The organism is Hydrogenophaga sp. (genome assembly GCF_030651625.1).
Classification (GTDB): Bacteria; Pseudomonadota; Gammaproteobacteria; order Burkholderiales; family Burkholderiaceae_C; genus Hydrogenophaga.
In genome coordinates this window covers 29,733-44,610 of record NZ_JAUSCF010000001.1, presented here as the reverse complement: position 1 = coordinate 44,610, position 14,878 = coordinate 29,733, and the positions used below count along the sequence as shown (strand labels likewise).

Sequence of the window (14,878 nt, the reverse complement as noted above, 5' to 3'; positions counted from 1 at the left end):
GCGGTGCCTTTGGCTTGACTTCTCGCCTCTCGAGCGGATTTTATTTTTTGGAGTACCCCATGTCTGAGCGCCATCCCATCATCGCCATCACCGGTTCCAGCGGTGCGGGCACGTCTACCGTCACCCGCACGTTCGAGAACATCTTCCGGCGAGAAGGTGTCACAGCCGCCGTCATTGAAGGTGACAGCTTCCACCGCTACGACCGCAAGCAGATGAAGCTCAAGGCGGCAGAGGCTGAGACCGCAGGCAATCGGAACTTCAGTCATTTCGGTGCTGAATCCAATCTGTTTTCAGAAATCGAGTCGCTGTTCCGAACCTACAGTGAAACAGGCGGTGGGCGCAGCCGCAAGTACCTGCACAACGCTGAAGAGGCCGCACCCTACCAGCAGGAGCCAGGCACCTTCACCGCCTGGGAAGACCTGCCCGCAGACACCGACATGCTGTTTTACGAAGGACTGCATGGTGCCGTGGTCACGCCGGAGGTCAACGTGGCGCAGTATCCGGACCTGCTGGTGGGCGTGGTACCCGTGATCAACCTGGAGTGGATCCAGAAGCTGTGGCGGGACAAGAACATGCGCGGTTACACCGCAGAGGCCGTGACCGACACCATCCTGCGCCGAATGCCCGACTACGTGCACTACATCACTCCGCAGTTCCAGCACACGCACGTGAACTTTCAGCGCGTGCCCATTGTGGACACCAGCAACCCCTTTGTGGCTCGCGACGTGCCCACCGCCGACGAGAGCATGGTGGTGATCCGGTTCGCCCAGCCAAAAGGCATCGATTTCCAGTACCTGCTCAGCATGGTGCATGGCTCGATGATGAGCCGCGCCAACACCATCGTGGTACCGGGCGGAAAGATGGAGCTCGCGATGCAGCTCATCTTCACCCCGTTCATCTGGCGAATGGTGGAACGCAAGAAGCAGTACGCCCCCCGCGTCGGCTGACGCCGCCACCCCCCACTTGGTGGCAACGCGAGTGGCCCGGCGAAGTCGGTTCCACCGCGTTCTGGATGGACCTCCCTTCTTTCTTCCGAGGACGCTGAATGCAGAACCCTTCCCCTAAACTCGCTCGCCAGATGGCCAACGCCATCCGCATGCTCGCCGTCGACGCCGTTGAAAAAGCCAAGAGTGGTCATCCCGGCGCGCCCATGGGCATGGCCGACATCGCCGAGGTGCTGTGGAATCGGCACCTCAAGCACAACCCGGCGAACCCCCGCTGGGCTGACCGTGACCGCTTCGTCCTGTCCAACGGCCACGGGTCCATGCTGATTTATGCGTTGCTGCATCTCACCGGCTATGACCTGCCCATGGCCGAGCTGAAGAACTTCCGGCAGTTGCACAGCAAGACGGCAGGCCACCCGGAGGTGGGTGTCACGCCAGGCGTGGAAACCACCACCGGCCCGCTGGGGCAGGGCATGGCCAACGCCGTGGGCATGGCGCTGACCGAGAAACTGATGGCAGCCGAGTTCAACCGGGAAGGCCACCCCGTTGTGGATCACTTCACCTACGCTTTTCTGGGCGACGGTTGCCTGATGGAGGGCATCAGCCACGAGGTCTGCTCGCTGGCCGGCACTTTGCGGTTGTCCAAGCTCATTGCTTTCTATGACGACAACGGCATCAGCATCGACGGCCATGTCGAAGGCTGGTTCACCGATGACACGCCCCAGCGCTTTGAGGCCTATGGATGGCATGTCGTGCCCCATGTCGATGGTCATGATCCTGAAGCGGTGGAGCGCGCCTTGATTGCTGCGCAGGCACAGGCCCGACGTGCCGACGGGAAACCTTCCTTGATCTGCTGCAAGACCGTGATTGGCAAGGGTTCCCCCAACAAGGCCGGTACGCACGACGTGCACGGTGCGGCACTGGGCGCGGCCGAAGTGCAGGCCACCCGCGAGGCGCTGGGCTGGACCGCTGCGCCGTTCGAAATTCCAGACCATGTGGCCCTTGCCTGGAACGCGGTGGTTCGAGGCGCGGCCAAGGAAGCCGTATGGAACGATCGCTTTGCCGCCTATCGGCAGGCGTTTCCCGCAGAGGCCGCCGAGTTCGAGCGCCGTATGGCTGGTGATCTGCTGTCTGCCTTCTCGGAACAGGTCACAGGCATTTTTGAAACGCTGGCGAGCAAGCCCGACGCTGTGGCCACGCGCAAAGCCAGCCAGAACGCGCTGGATCTGCTGGCACCCCTGGTGCCTGAATTCTTCGGCGGCAGTGCTGATCTCACCGGCTCCAACCTGACCAACTTCAAGGGCTGCGTGAATGCCGGTCGGGACCGGCCCGGCAATCACCTGAGCTACGGCGTGCGCGAATTCGGCATGGCTGCGATCATGAATGGCATCGCTTTGCATGGCGGCCTCATTCCTTACGGCGGCACCTTTCTGACCTTCAGCGACTACTCGCGCAACGCCATCCGCATGGCGGCTTTGATGAAGCAGCGGGTGATCCATGTGTTCACCCACGACAGCATCGGTCTGGGCGAAGACGGGCCAACCCATCAGAGCGTGGAACACATTCCCAGCCTGCGCATCGTGCCCGGGCTTGACGTGTGGCGCCCGGCCGATGGTCTTGAAACGGCGGTGGCATGGGCCTGTGCCATCGAGCGCCGAGACGGGCCCAGCGCGCTGTGCCTGTCGCGCCAGAACCTGCCGCGCCTGACCGATGCGGCCATGGCAACCCGTGTGCGGCAGGGTGGCTATGTGCTGGCCGAAGGCGAGAACCCCCAGGCGGTGATTGTTGCCACGGGCTCTGAAACCTCGATCGCCATGGAAGCCTATCTGGCGCTGGCGGCGGAAGGCATCGCCACCCGCGTGGTGTCCATGCCATGCACCAACCTGTTCGATCGCCAGCCGCTGGCGTACCAGCACAGCGTGCTGCCTATCCATCTGCCAGCGGTGGCGGTGGAGGCCGCCCACCCGGATTTCTGGCGCAAGTACGTGGGTCGCACCGGTGCGGTGGTCGGCATCGCGAGCTTCGGCGAGTCGGCCCCGGCGAAGGATCTGTACGAACACTTCGGCATCACCACAAGCCATGTGGTCGCGGCAGTGAAGGGAGTGCTCGCATGACTGCTTCATCGTTCGCTCCTGGTCGGCCTGAGCTTTCATATCCACGAGTCAGTGAACCCGCTGACAGGTCCGGTACACACCAGTGAGCTGCCGTGAGCAACAGATTCGACCTCATCCTCTTCGATCTGGACGGCACCCTGATCGAGACCGCGCCTGAGATCGCTGACGCGGTGAATGACACGCTGGAGGCATTTGACCGGCCCCACGTCAGTCAGCAGCAGGTCAACGACTGGATCGGCCACGGTACCCGTGAACTGCTGATCTCCGCGTTGGCGTTTACAGACAAGACCACAACCGAATTGGTGCGAAACAGTGCGAGCTTTTCACGCATCGAGGCCTCGTTCGGGGTTCACTACCAGAAGCGCTGTGGCACACGCAGCCATCTCTATCCCCATGTGCGGGAAACCCTGCAGGTGCTGCGCGCGGCGGGCGTGAAGCTGGCCGTGGTCACCAACAAGGAGCGGCGCTACACCAAGGCCGTGCTGGAGGCGCACAAGCTCACACCGCTTTTCGATCGGGTGATCAGTGGTGACACTTTGCCGCTGAAAAAACCCGACCCCATGGGCGTACACGACTGTCTGCACCACTTCCGCATTCGCGGTGAGCGCGCGCTGTTCGTGGGCGATTCTTCCATCGACATCGCAACCGCCCGCAACGCGGGTGTGGCGGTCTGGGCGCTTCCCTATGGCTACAACATGGGCCAGCCCATCGAGAACGCCAACCCCGACCGCGTGATCGCCGATTTTTCTGCCCTACTCATCTGACCATTTGAAAGACCCTTCATGGCCCTCATTGCCCTGCGTCAATTGCTCGACCACGCCGCCGAACACCACTATGGTGTCCCCGCTTTCAACGTCAACAACCTGGAGCAGATCCAGGCCATCATGCAGGCCGCCGACGCGAGCCATGCGCCGGTGATCCTGCAGGCCAGCGCCGGTGCACGCAAATACGCGGGCGAGCCCTTTCTGCGCAAGATGGTCGAGGCCGCGATCGAGATGTATCCGCACATCCCCGTCGTCATGCACCAGGATCATGGTGCTACACCGGCTGTGTGCCAGCAGTCCATCCGCAGCGGCTTCAGCAGCGTGATGATGGACGGCTCACTGATGGAAGACGCCAAGACACCTGCGAGCTATGAGTACAACGTGGCCGTGACGCGCGAGGTTGTGAAGTTCTCGCACGCGGTGGGCGTGTCGGTGGAAGGTGAACTCGGTTGCCTGGGATCGCTGGAAACCGGCGAAGCCGGCGAAGAAGACGGCGTGGGTGCCGAAGGCCAACTCACACACGACCAGATGCTGACCGATCCTCAGCAGGCCAAAGACTTCGTGGCGCAAACCGGCGTGGACGCGCTGGCCATTGCCATCGGCACCAGCCACGGCGCTTACAAGTTCACCCGTCCACCCACGGGCGACATCCTGGCCATGGACCGCATCCATGCCATCCACCAGGCCATCCCCAATACGCACCTGGTGATGCATGGATCGAGCAGCGTTCCGCAGGAATGGCTGGCCATCATTCGTGAGTACGGCGGCGATATCAAGGAAACCTATGGTGTTCCGGTGGAAGAGATCGTGCGCGGCATCCGAAGTGGCGTGCGCAAGGTCAACATCGACACCGACATCCGCCTGGCCATGACCGGCGCCATGCGCCGCAGCATGGCCAGGAACCCGGGTGAATTCGACCCGCGCAAGTTCTTCAAGGACGCAACCATGGCCGCCAGAGATATCTGCCAGGCTCGCTTCCAGGCCTTTGGCTGCACCGGGCAAGCCGGCAAGATCGTGCCGCTGCCGCTGGAGAAGATGATCGCGCGCTACGTCTGAGCGGCTGTCATTTGCTGCTGAGGTATTCGGCCACGGCAGCCATCTCGAGCTCGGTCATCTTGTCCGCCACAGCGTGCATCACCGCGTTGTCGGTGGTGCGTTCTCGCTTGCCGAACGACTTGAGCTGGTTGTGCAGGTAGCCCGAAAACTGCGTGGCCAGGCGGGGCAGGGTGGCCGTGCCTTCGCCCGCCATGCCGTGGCAGGCAGCGCAGGCTGGCACGCCGCTGTACTTGTTGCCGTTGTGATAGACATACCTTCCCATGGCGGCGAGCTGCGGGTCCTTGGCTTCTTCGCGCGGCAGACTCATCTTTTCGTAGTACGCGCCAAGGGCCTGCATTTCGTCGGGGGTGAGCCGCGCCACCATGTCGGCCATGGCGGTGCTTTTGCGCTGGCCCGACTTGAAGGCTTCCAGTTGCCGCGCAATGTAGCCTGCGTGCTGGCCGGCCAGACGCGGAAACGCCTCGCTGGTGGACTCGCCGTTGGCGCCATGGCAAAGGAAGCACGAACCTCCTGCAATCTTCTTCGCGCGCGCTTCATCGGCCTGCGCCCAAGCGCCGCCACCGCCCAGCAGGGCGCCAGTCGACGCGAGTGCCAGGAGGAGTCGGGCAGGTGTCGGAAGCTTCATCGCATAACCTCAAACGGATATTCAAATGCAAAAAAAGCCCTGGCCTCAGCCAGGGCGTGGCGATGGATCAGGCCAGGGTGTCGGCCCAGATGTTGCGCGCCCAGGCGAGGGCGTAGCGACCCTCCAGCTCGTTGGCCGCACTGGAGAGTCCGCCCGAGCCAGGCACGGCCAGCATGGTCTTCTTCTCGGCGTCGTACCTGTGAACGCTGGCCACATGCACCACGTCTTCGGCGGTCACGAAGCTGTAGCAGGTGTTGGCGTAGATCGGCAGGGAAGGTGGCTCCTTGCCTTGCAGCAGCGAGACCACGGCGGCGGCGCAGGTTTTGCCATGCTGATTGGCCATGTGGCCCGATTTGGGCATGGCCGGTGCAATCTGGATCGAATCGCCCAGCACGTGGATGTTCTTGTGCGCCTTGGATTCAAAGGTGAGGAAGTCCACCTCGCACCAGCGTGCGTTGGCCGTCGCCAGACCGGTCTTCACCGCAATGTCACCCGCGCGCATGTTGGGTATGACGTTGGCGACACCGGCCTTGAAGTCGTCGTTGAATTCAAACTTCAGCGTGTTGGTGGTGGCATCCACGTCCACCACCTTGTGTTTGGGGCGGTATTCGATCATGCCCTTGTAATGCTCGTCCCAGGCCTTCATGAACAGGCCCTTCTTCGAAGTGATGTCGTCGTTGGCGTCGAAGATCACCACCTTGCTCTTCGGCTTGGCCTTCTTGAAGTAGCTGGCCACCATGCAGGCGCGCTCGTAGGGGCCGGGCGGGCAGCGGTAGGGCGCCAGCGGGATGGACAGCGCGTACACGCCGCCATCGGGCATGGCCTCAAGCTGCTGGCGCAGCGCGGCCGTCTGGGGACCGGCTTTCCAGGCGTGCAGCACCTTTTCTGACGCTCCCGCCTTGGCCATGCCGGGCATGGAATCCATCATGAAATCGATACCGGGCGAAACGATGAGACGGTCGTAGGACAGCTCCCCGCCGCTGGCCAGTTTCACCGTGCGCTTGGCAGGGTCGATACTGGCCACCATGTCGCGCACGAGCTTCACGCCGTGGCGCCTGCTCAGGTTGTCATAAGGCGTGGTGATGTCGGCCATGGTCTTGTGGCCGCCGATCACCAGGTTGGAAATGGGGCAGGAGACGAACGACGCATTGGGCTCGATCAGGGTCACCTCGATGCTCTGGTCAGAGAACATGCGCACGTATTTGGCCGCGGTGGCGCCGCCATAGCCGCCGCCAACCACGACCACCTTGGCACCACTGCCGGTGGTGGCGCAGCCGGACACGAGGCCCAGACCGGCGATGGCAGAACCAGCACCCAGAGACTGTACGAATTGACGACGTTTCATGGTGTGGGCTCCTTACTTTTTCTGCGAGGCGAAATAGGCGGTGATTTGCGCCAACTGCTCATCGGTGTAACCCTTGGTGAGCTGGTGCATGATGGTGGCGGGCTTGCGGCCGGACTTGAAGTCCATCAGCTTCTGCAGCATTTCGTCCTTGTCTTTGCCCGCCAGGGATTCCATGCCTTGTTCGGCACGCCCCTCGGTGCCATGGCAGTTGGCACAAGCTGCAGCCCAGACGCGAATCTGATTCACTTGCGCGTGAGCGCCCACCGCGGTGGCGCACAGCACACCGGCCGCCAGCCATTTCATCGATTTCACCATTCTTGTCTCCAGAAGAGGGGTTGAACTTGACACCAAGGAAAACTGTAGCAGAGCCCCTCACCCTGCTAAGAATAAGCACTTACGCATATGTAGATGTTTCATCCTAGCATCGCGCTCGGGTGCATCTCACGGTGGAAACCCTAGCGCGACGGCTGCGTCGCGCATCAGGTGATGCGCCCGGCAAATGGCGTCAACTGGGGGCGTGTGAAAACAACGTTGCTCCGCCCAAGCGGGCAGCGAAACGGCGCGCCCGATTTTCGGCCGGCTGGCTGGCTTATCCGGGTTAACACCAATTAGAATATCAGCAAGCACGAATATAGTGTCACACCAGATTCACCCAGACAACTTCATGCGCGAACCCCGTTTTCCGTCCCTTCCACATGGCCGCCGTGGCAGCCAGGCGGCACCCGAACCGGGTGGATCGGGAGGGCGAAGCGGCGGTGTTGAAACCTCCCCTTGCTGTGGTGCATTGAACCCACCGCTGCCGACATCAGAAGGAAATTCCAAGTGTCCAAAGAGTTGAGCGATGTCATCGGGCGCGTGTTGCCCGCGCCTGAACATCATCTGAGTGCGGAAAAACTGGAGCAGGCTCGCAAGGCCCGCCGCAGCTTCATGGGCAAGGCCCTTGCCATGGGAGCAGGCGTGGCCGCCAGTGCAACGACAGCCAGCCGTGCGATGGCTGCCGAAGGCGAAGATGCGATTCTCAAGCTGCCCGCACACACCACCGGACTCGGCCAGGGGGTGGTCACCGATGGCTACGGCAAACCGAGCAAGTGGGAAGCCAATCTGCAGCGCCGGGAAAGCCCGGGGTTGACGCGGGTTCAGGCGGCCTCGGTGAGCTTCACGCCCCTGCAAGGCCTGTTCGGCATCATCACACCCAACGGCCTTCACTTCGAGCGCCACCATCAGGGCTGGTGGGACATCGACCCCAGCCAGCACCGGCTGATGGTCAATGGACTGGTGAAGCGCGAACGTGTTTTCACCATGGACGACCTGATGCGTCTGCCCAGTGTCTCGCGCATCCATTTCATCGAATGCGGCGCCAACTCCGCACCCGAATGGGGCAATGTGGCGCTGCCTGCCGTGCAATACACGCATGGCATGTTGAGCTGCAGCGAGTACACCGGGGTGCTGCTCTCCACGCTGCTGGAAATGTGTGGCGTTGACAAGAAAAAGGGCAAGTACGTGCTGGCCGAAGGTGCCGATGGCTCTTCCATGACCCGAACCATCGACATGGAGCGCGCCATGGACGACTGCATCGTGGCATGGGCCATGAATGGCGAAATGCTGCGTCCGGAAAACGGCTACCCCTTGCGGCTGGTGGTGCCCGGCATTCAGGGCGTGAGCTGGGTGAAATACCTGCGCCGGCTGGAGGTGGGCGACATGAAGTGGGCGACCAAGGACGAGGCCATCCACTACATCGACCACATGCCTGACGGCACCCACCGGCAGTACACCGGCATACAGGAGTGCAAGAGTGTGATCACCACGCCTTCAGGCAGCCAGACCCTGCTTGACAAGGGCTATTACAACGTGACCGGCCTGGCCTGGTCGGGCCGGGGAAGCATCAAGCGCGTGGATGTGAGCACAGACGGCGGGCGCAATTGGCGCACCGCGCGTCTTGAAGGTCCCGTGCTGCCCAAGGCACTCACCCGCTTCAACATCGACTGGGTCTGGGACGGCAAGCCCGCCATCCTGCAAAGCCGCGCCATCGACAGCACCGGTTACGTGCAACCCAAGATCAACCAGTTGCGCGCCGTGCGTGGTACCCGCTCGGTCTACCACCAGAACGCCATCCAGTCGTGGAAAGTCGCCGAAAACGGCGAAGTTTCCAACGTGCAAGTCTACTGAAGAGGCCCGCCATGCGAACCCTGACCTTTCTCGCGGCTACCCTCATCAGCAGTGCTGCCTGGGCCCAGAGCACCCCCTGGCACGACATCGGACGCGACGCAACGCCCGCCGAGGTGAAGGCCTGGGACATCGATGTGCGTCCTGACTTCAAGGGCCTGCCGAAAGGCGCCGGCTCGGTGCAGCAGGGCGAGCGATTGTGGGAGGCGCAATGTGCCTCCTGCCACGGCAGCTTCGGTGAATCCAACGAGGTTTTCACGCCCATTGTGGGTGGTACCACCAAGGAAGACATTCAACGCGGTCGGGTGAAGAACCTGGAGGCTGGCTCCACCTTTCCGCAGAAGACCACGATGATGAAGGTGGCCACAGTTTCCACGCTGTGGGATTACATCAACCGCGCCATGCCGTGGAACGCGCCCAAGTCGCTTACGCCCGACGAGGTTTACGGCGTTACCGCCTACATCCTGAGCCTGGCCGACGTGGTGCCGCCCGACTTCACTTTGAGCAACGACAACATCGCCGAAGTGCAGAAACGCATGCCCAACCGCAACGGCATGGTCTTCCATGAACCGCTGTGGAAGATCGGCGGCAAGGGTGACGTCAAGAACGTGGCCTGCATGAAGGACTGCCCGGTGGAAATCACCATCCGATCCTCCCTGCCAGATTTCGCTCGCGATGCACATGGAAACATCGCCGAGCAGAACCGCATCATCGGCCCCGTACGCGGTGCCGACACCACGAAGCCGCCCCCCAGTGCGCCGGTGGGAACCCGACCACCACCGGTGGTGGCCGTGGTGGGTGCCACCCCAAGCCAGGGCGGTGATATCAAGACACTGCTTGACACCAACAGCTGCACGGCCTGCCATGGCATGAAGCAGAAGATCGTTGGCCCCGGCTTCAGTGAAATTGCGGCCAAACACAAAGGGCGGGAAAAGCTGGAGGCCTATCTGACGGTGAAGATCCGGGAGGGTGGCGTCGGCGTGTTCGGAGCGGTGCCCATGCCGGCGCAGCCGCAACTGAGTGCGGCCGATGCAGGCACCATGGCGCGCTGGATCGCAGCAGGTGCCCAGTGATCCGCAAGACATCCGCTTATGTCGTTACCTTGTATTGATCCTATTAATTAAATATTTGCATGTACTCGTATTCCCTATTCAACACGCGAGAAGGATTCCTTAACCTATGAAGATGCATTTCACTCTCCCCCTTATCACCGCAGGCCTGCTCGCCATGACCAGCACTGCAGCACTGGCTGTGGACGCTGCCGCCGCCAAGGCGCTTGCATCCAAGAGTGCCTGTCTCGCGTGCCACGCGGTGGACAAAAAGCTGGTAGGTCCGTCCTACAAGGACGTGGCTGCCAAACACAAAGGTCAAGCCGACGCCCTTGAAAAAGTGGCTGCGCGCATCAAGTCGGGTGGAGCGGGCGTGTACGGCCCAGTGCCGATGCCGGCCCAGGCCCAACTCAAGGACGACGAACTCAAGTTGCTGGCCGGCTGGATCCTGGCTGGCGCACCCGATCAATGACCCCGCCGGTAAACTGCCGCCCTTCCTTCACTTCACAGGAGCCCCCCATGAACAACTCACGCCGAGTCGCCCTCAAGACCACCGGGGCCTTCGCCACGCTGGTGTCGCTGGGCATCATTACCCAGAGCCAGGCCCAGGCCGCCGTGGACCACGCCAGCTTCCAGGTCAAGACCCTGGAAGATGCGCTCAAAGCAGTGGGTGGAACACCTGCCAACAGTGATCAGGTTTCCCTGAACTCGCCAGACATCGCCGAAAACGGCGCCGTGGTGCCTGTGGGTGCCAGCAGCAAGCTGCCCAACACCACCGAGATCTACCTCCTGGTCGAGAAGAATCCCATGCCGCTGTGTGCAGCCTTCATGATCCCGGCCGGCACGGTGCCCGACGTACAGACCCGGCTGAAAATGGGTCAGAGCTCCAACATCATGGCGGTCGTCAAGGCCGACGGCAAACTGTATTCAGCCGTCAAGGAAACCAAGGTCACCCTGGGTGGATGCGGCGGCTGATCGCCCACCCCTTCGAAGCACATAGTCCAATCACCGAATTCAGGAGTCCATCATGGCCGATCCGATGCGCATCCGCGCTGCCCTTGCAGGCGAAGAAACCACCGTCCGCGTGCTCATGTCGCACGTCATGGAAACCGGCACGCGCAAGAACGCGGCTGGTGAGACCATTCCCGCCCACTACATCCGTGATGTGGAAGCCACCCACAACGGCAAGACCGTGTTGAAGGCCATGTTCAGCGGTGCGGTTTCGCAGAATCCGTTTCTGTCGTTCAAGATCACCGGCGCCGCCAAGGGCGACAAGGTGGTCGTGAAATGGGTCGACAACAAAAACGATACCCGGACCGACGAAGCCGTCATCGCCTGACCCACTCCCGCCGTGCTTTGCGCGATGCTCTGAAGGGGTTTCGCATGGAGCACGGAAGAGCCGGTTCCCCGGCGGCAATGGATGCCGTCGCTGTATTTCGAAGACCACTACAAAGAGGAGACGACCCATGAATCCCACTGCTTCCCGCGCCGTTCTGGCGCTTGCCGGCTTGCTGGCTGCTGCATCCGTGCATGCGCAGGGATCGGCTGCCGACGGCATTGCCAAGTACCGCGAAATGTTGCAGGACGGCAATCCCGCCGAGCTCTTCGAGATGAAGGGCGAGGAGCTCTGGAAACAGAAGCGCGGTCCCAAAGCTGCCACGCTCGAAAAGTGCGATCTGGGCAAAGGTCCTGGGGTGATCGAAGGCGCGTTTGTAGAGCTGCCGCGTTTCTTCAAGGACACGGGCCGGGTGCAGGATCTGGAGTCGCGTCTGCTGACCTGCATGGAAACCCTGCAGGGCTTCAAGAGTGACGAGGTGGCCAAGACGGCATTCGGTCGCGGCGAGATGGCCAATGTGACCGCTCTGGCCACCTATGTGGCCACTGCGTCCAAAGGCATGAAGTTCAACCTGTCGCAATCCCATCCGCAGGAAAAACTGATGTACGAAGCGGGCAAGCGACTGTTCTTCACGCGCGGTGGCACCCACGATTTTTCGTGTGCCTCCTGCCATGGTGAAGACGACAAACGCATCCGCCTGCAGGATTTGCCCAACCTCACCAAGAACCCGGGTGACGGTATCGGTTTTGCCGCCTGGCCCGCCTACCGGGTGTCCAACGCGCAGATGTGGGGCATGCAGCTTCGCCTGAACGATTGCTTCCGCCAGATGCGCTGGCCCGAGCCCAAGTTTGGCAGCGAGGCCACCATCGCGCTGAGCGTTTACATGGGCGTGAATGCCAAGACGGCCGAATCCATCGTGCCTGCCATCAAGCGCTGAACGGGAGCAACAGCCATGAACAAAAAATTCGTTTCCATCGTCTCCCTGCCCATCGCTGCGCTGCTGCTCGCTGGTTGCACATCTTCACCATCGCCTGCCGACTACGACAAGGCAACGGCCGACATGCTCAAGGGCTCGTTCCAGGATCGGGGCATCGCCAAGCTCGATCGCCTGGTGCTCGACGAAGCCAACCGAGAATGCGTTGCATCGGATGTGGCGGGCAAGCCCATCGACGAAAAGGTCGCCAAGTCGATTGAGGCCGCCAACATGAAGACCGTGAAATGGCCCAGCGACGGGAAGTTTCTGGGCGACTGGAAGGAAGGCGAGAAGATTGCCCAGAGCGGTCGCGGCCTGACCTGGTCCGACCAGGCCGGCTCTGCCAACGGTGGCAACTGCTACAACTGCCACCAGATCAGCAAGGAGGAGATCTCCTTCGGCACGCTCGGCCCCAGCCTTTACAACTACGGCAAGCTGCGTGGCGTGACCGATCCGAATGCGGCCGCCAGCAAGGCCATCGTGGAATACACCTGGGGCAAGCTGTACAACGCACGTGCTTACAGCGCCTGTTCACAGATGCCGCGTGCAGGCCATAAAGGCATTCTCGATGAGAAACAGATTCAGCATGTGATGGCCCTGCTGCTCGATCCGGCCTCACCCGTCAACAAGTAACGACCACCCCCGGCGGTTGTTGCTCCAGACGGAGCATGCCGACCGGGGTATCTTCTATTCGGCTTTGAGTTGGTCATTCTGGTGTGGCCGCTTTGTTCGCAAGTTGAATATCAGTAAACAATTGACAAGGAATATTTATGGGTTTCAGTCGCCGTGAATTCATGCAGGTGCTGGCTGTGGCCAGCGCCACCGGCATGGCCCTGGACCATCGTGATGTGCTGGCGGCCGCGCCCGGTGCGGGTGAGCGGCTGTACGATGTGCCGAAATTCGGCAATGTGAGCTTCCTGCACTTCACCGACTGCCATGCGCAGCTCACGCCCATCTACTTCCGCGAGCCGAATGTGAACCTGGGCGTGGCCGATGCCGTGGGTCGACCACCGCATATCGTGGGTGAAACGCTGCTCAAGCATTTCAAGCTCAAGCCCGGCAGCGCACAGGCGCATGCTTTCTCATACCTCGACTTCAGTCAGGCTGCGAAGACCTACGGCAGAGTGGGCGGCTTCGCCCACATGGCCACGCTGGTCAAACAGCTCAAGGCCAGCCGGCCGAATGCGCTGCTTCTCGACGGCGGCGACACCTGGCAGGGCTCTGCCACATCGCTCTGGACCGATGGCCAGGACATGGTTGACGCCTGCAAACTGCTCGGCGTGAACATGATGACCTCGCACTGGGAGCACACCTTTGGCGCCAAGCGGGTTCAGGAGATTGTGGAAAAGGACCTGAAGGGGAACATGGAATTCCTCGCGCAGAACATCAAGACCACCGACTTTGAAGACATGGTCTTCAAGCCGTATGCGATGCGCGAGATGAACGGCGTCCAGGTGGCGGTGATCGGGCAGGCTTTCCCTTACACCCCCATAGCCAACCCGCGCCACATGGTGCCTGACTGGACCTTCGGCATCCAGGATGAGCACATGCAGAAAATGGTGGACGAGGCCCGCGGCAAGGGTGCCCAGGTGGTGGTGGTGCTCTCGCACAACGGCATGGACGTGGACATCAAGATGGCGAGCCGCGTGAGCGGCATCGACGCCATCCTGGGCGGCCATACCCACGACGGCATGCCAGCACCCTTCATCGTGAAGAACAGCGGTGGTCAGACCCTGGTGACCAATGCGGGATCCAACAGCAAGTTCCTCGGCGTGCTCGACTTCGACGTGCGGGGTGGCAAGGTGCAGGGCTTTCAATACAAGCTGCTGCCCGTGTTTTCAAACCTGCTCGCTGCCGATGCCACCATGCAGGCTCACATCGACAAGGTGCGTGCGCCGTACAAGGCGAAGCTTGAAGAGAAGCTCGCGGTCACCGAAGACCTGCTGTATCGGCGAGGCAATTTCAACGGCTCGTGGGACCAGGTGATCTGCGACGCGCTCATGCAGAACAAGGGTGCGGACATTGCGTTTTCACCCGGTGTGCGCTGGGGCACTTCACTATTGCCTGGTGACACCATCACCTATGAGCGCATGATGGACCAGATGGCGCTGACCTACCCCGCGACCACCCTCAATTCGTTCACAGGTGCGCAGATCAAGGAAATCCTGGAAGACGTGGCCGACAACATTTTCAACCCCGATCCCTACTATCAGCAGGGTGGCGACATGGTGCGCGTGGGCGGGCTGCAATACACGGTGTCGCCCACGGCAGCGATGGGACAGCGCATCAACAACATGAGGCTCAAGGACAAACCCATCGAAGCCGACAAGACTTACAAGGTGGCCGGTTGGGCGTCTGTGCAGGAAGGGGTGCAGGGCGAACCGATCTGGGATGTGGTGTCTGGCTACCTGCGCGAGAAAAAAGTCATCCGGGGAGTGCAGATCAACACGCCCCGAATCACGGGCATGGATGGCAACCCGGGCATTGCGTTCTGAGACATCTGTCACCG

15 protein-coding genes are annotated in these 14,878 nt (G+C 61.6%); 12 read left to right on the top strand and 3 right to left on the bottom strand.

Annotated features, from left to right (window positions below):
* Positions 1-59: 59 nt before the first annotated feature.
* The 4 genes from Q7V46_RS00255 (at position 60) to fba (ending at position 4,878) form a co-directional block, all read left to right on the top strand.
* Positions 60-947: a phosphoribulokinase gene (locus Q7V46_RS00255; protein ID WP_304911488.1), complete on the top strand. Its 888-nt coding sequence runs from the start codon at positions 60-62 to the stop codon at positions 945-947.
* Between the two features lie 98 nt (positions 948-1,045).
* Positions 1,046-3,058, top strand: coding sequence for a transketolase (gene tkt, locus Q7V46_RS00250; protein WP_304911487.1), 2,013 nt, complete (start codon positions 1,046-1,048; stop codon positions 3,056-3,058).
* Between the two features lie 92 nt (positions 3,059-3,150).
* Positions 3,151-3,822 carry a phosphoglycolate phosphatase gene (locus Q7V46_RS00245; protein WP_304911486.1) on the top strand — a complete coding sequence of 224 codons (672 nt, stop codon included), beginning with the start codon at positions 3,151-3,153 and terminating at the stop codon, positions 3,820-3,822.
* A gap of 18 nt (positions 3,823-3,840) precedes the next feature.
* Positions 3,841-4,878: a class II fructose-bisphosphate aldolase gene (fba, locus tag Q7V46_RS00240; protein WP_304911485.1), complete on the top strand. Its 1,038-nt coding sequence runs from the start codon at positions 3,841-3,843 to the stop codon at positions 4,876-4,878.
* Between the two features lie 7 nt (positions 4,879-4,885).
* Here fba and Q7V46_RS00235 read toward each other — a convergent pair whose 3' ends face one another.
* From Q7V46_RS00235 to Q7V46_RS00225, 3 genes are all read right to left on the bottom strand, one after another.
* Positions 4,886-5,503, bottom strand: a complete 618-nt coding sequence (locus Q7V46_RS00235; protein WP_304911484.1) for a cytochrome c — start codon at positions 5,501-5,503, stop codon at positions 4,886-4,888.
* 67 nt (positions 5,504-5,570) lie between these two features.
* Positions 5,571-6,848: an NAD(P)/FAD-dependent oxidoreductase gene (locus Q7V46_RS00230; protein WP_304911483.1), complete on the bottom strand. Its 1,278-nt coding sequence runs from the start codon at positions 6,846-6,848 to the stop codon at positions 5,571-5,573.
* 12 nt (positions 6,849-6,860) lie between these two features.
* The gene (locus Q7V46_RS00225; RefSeq protein ID WP_304911482.1) at positions 6,861-7,163 is read right to left on the bottom strand and encodes a c-type cytochrome; all 303 of its coding nucleotides are present in this window, start codon (positions 7,161-7,163) and stop codon (positions 6,861-6,863) included.
* A gap of 507 nt (positions 7,164-7,670) precedes the next feature.
* Here Q7V46_RS00225 and soxC point away from each other — a divergent pair.
* From soxC to soxB, 8 genes are all read left to right on the top strand, one after another.
* Positions 7,671-9,014 carry a sulfite dehydrogenase gene (gene soxC, locus Q7V46_RS00220; RefSeq protein ID WP_370690240.1) on the top strand — a complete coding sequence of 448 codons (1,344 nt, stop codon included), beginning with the start codon at positions 7,671-7,673 and terminating at the stop codon, positions 9,012-9,014.
* 11 nt (positions 9,015-9,025) lie between these two features.
* The gene (locus Q7V46_RS00215; RefSeq protein ID WP_304911481.1) at positions 9,026-10,084 is read left to right on the top strand and encodes a c-type cytochrome; all 1,059 of its coding nucleotides are present in this window, start codon (positions 9,026-9,028) and stop codon (positions 10,082-10,084) included.
* A 154-nt stretch (positions 10,085-10,238) separates the two neighbouring features.
* Complete coding sequence (locus Q7V46_RS00210; RefSeq protein WP_304911480.1) at positions 10,239-10,532, top strand: c-type cytochrome; 294 nt, start codon at positions 10,239-10,241, stop codon at positions 10,530-10,532.
* 47 nt (positions 10,533-10,579) lie between these two features.
* Positions 10,580-11,035 (top strand): thiosulfate oxidation carrier protein SoxY, encoded by a 456-nt coding sequence (soxY, locus tag Q7V46_RS00205; protein WP_304911479.1) that lies wholly within the window; start codon positions 10,580-10,582, stop codon positions 11,033-11,035.
* A 52-nt stretch (positions 11,036-11,087) separates the two neighbouring features.
* Entirely contained in the window at positions 11,088-11,399 is a 312-nt protein-coding gene (gene soxZ, locus Q7V46_RS00200) for a thiosulfate oxidation carrier complex protein SoxZ (protein WP_304911478.1), read from the top strand.
* Positions 11,400-11,526: 127 nt separating this feature from the next.
* Positions 11,527-12,333, top strand: coding sequence for a sulfur oxidation c-type cytochrome SoxA (soxA, locus tag Q7V46_RS00195; protein ID WP_304911477.1), 807 nt, complete (start codon positions 11,527-11,529; stop codon positions 12,331-12,333).
* A 15-nt stretch (positions 12,334-12,348) separates the two neighbouring features.
* Positions 12,349-13,002, top strand: a complete 654-nt coding sequence (soxX, locus tag Q7V46_RS00190) for a sulfur oxidation c-type cytochrome SoxX (protein WP_304911476.1) — start codon at positions 12,349-12,351, stop codon at positions 13,000-13,002.
* Between the two features lie 137 nt (positions 13,003-13,139).
* Positions 13,140-14,864 carry a thiosulfohydrolase SoxB gene (gene soxB / locus Q7V46_RS00185; protein WP_304911475.1) on the top strand — a complete coding sequence of 575 codons (1,725 nt, stop codon included), beginning with the start codon at positions 13,140-13,142 and terminating at the stop codon, positions 14,862-14,864.
* The last annotated feature ends 14 nt before the right edge of the window (positions 14,865-14,878 follow it).